The 1,925-nt window shown below is 67.8% G+C and carries 1 protein-coding gene; it reads right to left on the minus strand.

The window, feature by feature from the left end:
• Positions 1 to 1,925: metallophosphoesterase (locus KZA10_RS13680; protein ID WP_218683155.1), on the minus strand; the 1,925-nt coding region annotated here is incomplete at both ends.

Genomic DNA, 1,925 nt, shown 5'->3' on the forward strand with positions numbered 1-1,925 from the left:
CCGATCACCATGTAGCGCGCATCGGCCGCGCTGGGCTTGACGGAGAACGACACTCCTTCGGACTCGGCCTTTCGGACGCCGTCGACGTACAGCCGTGCATCCTGACCGTCATACCAGGCGGTCACGTGGTACCACTGGCCGTACTTCAGGCTGACCGCCGGACGAGGCGAGGCGTACCAGAACTGCAGCTCGTACGTCGTCGCGCTGGTGCCGACGGCCTCGAGACCGATGCCGCCGCTCTGCATGCCGCCGAACACGTCGACGTATCCGCCGGCGATCGCGTCGAGACGGAAGGTCGCATCGAGGGTGAAGCCGTCCTGCAACGCTGCATACTCCGCGTCCGTCCACTTCGGAGTGCGGATGCCGGTGGCAGCCCCCTCCGCGCCGATCACGACATCGGATCCCACGGCGGGATCGTTCTCGATCCGGGCATCGGCGCCTGCGGTGAGCGGACGCGCGGCCGGAGAGGAGTCGCTCGCCGTGCCGCCCGCGAAGCCGACATCCAGGAGATCAGCCGTGGGCAGGGCAGCGCGGAGGTCGTCGAAGGTCAGGCTGCTGGGGTCGAAGGGCCCCTCACCGCCGCTGCCCTCGGTGCTCGTGAACCGGGCCGTCAACGCCGACCCCTCCTTGCCCCAGGCGTTGATGGGGGTGACCCGCACCTCGTACTCCTTTCCGGGGAGCAGGTTCCACACCTCGTGCCTGCGGTCGGCAGGCATCGGCAGGTTGTAGAAGCCCGACCACTGCAGGAAGGAGTTGACCTCCTCGCCGGTGGCCACGTCGACCGTCGAGTAGCGGTACTTGTGCACGATGTCGCCGACGGAGTTCGGCGCGGGGACGGCCTGCGGGAACGAGACCATCGCCTTCGCGCTCGCGATGTCGCCCACGGTCACGGCCGCACCCTCCGGCCAGACCGGTCCTGCGGACTGGCTCGCTCGGTAGGTGTCGTTGAACGGGAACCGCTCGTCGTAGCTCTTGGTCTCATCCACGGAGTCAGCCACGTCCCAGGTCCACGTCTGGTCGATCCACTGATCGGCGAGCAGGTCGTAGTTCTTGATGGTGACGGTGGTGCCGGTGATCTCGACGATGGCCGTCTGGCGGTTGTTGCCCGCGTCATCCGGCGTGGTGTCGTTGCCGCGGCTGGTCGGGCTCGAGTTCACGACACCGGACTCGAACTCGTAGTACGCCAGCGGCGGCGCGTTCACGGTGGTGAATCCCTGAGTGGACCGCTCGCCGCTCCGGTTCTCCTGGCCCTGCCAGATCGAGGTCGGGATGTTCTGCGGCGTGTGGATGTGACCACCCCAGACGACAGCCTGCGGGAAGTCATCGAACACGGACTGGAAGCCGTCGCCGCAGCCGCTGGAGAGACCGGTGCCGTACCACTCGTTCGAGACGTAGTGGGTGCACTGGAGCGGGTGGTGCACCAGCACCATGACGGGCTTGTTCGGGTCCTCGGCCGTGGCGGCCGCCAGCCTCTGCTGCAGCCAGGACTGGGCGTAGGCGTAGTTGCCGCCGCTCGCTCCCGAGGGCTTGCCCGTGTCGGGGTCGATGGTGCCGCTGCCCGGCGACACCGTGATGACGTGGTAGCCGTTCACGGTGTAGTCGGCGTTCGGCTTCTGACCGCCCGTCGCCTGCGTGAACAGGTCGTACGACGAGATGCCCGAGACATCGTGGTTTCCGAGCGACGCGATCGCCGGGATGCCGAGGCCTGCCTTCGAATCCATCGTCTGCTTGAGCCCGGCGAACTCGCCCGGCGTCGCACTGTTGGTGAGGTCGCCGACGAACAGGGCGGTCTGCACGTTCTCCTGCGCCCAGAAGTCGTAGGCCTCGGCGAGCTCGTCCCAATTGACGTGGATGTCACCGATCGCCGCGAAGCGCACGTCCGGTCCTCCGGCCTCGACCGCCGGCCCCGCTGCGACGCTCGGAGC

It is taken from the genome of Microbacterium sp. BF1 (genome assembly GCF_019279095.1).
Lineage (GTDB): Bacteria > Actinomycetota > Actinomycetes > Actinomycetales > Microbacteriaceae > Microbacterium > Microbacterium maritypicum.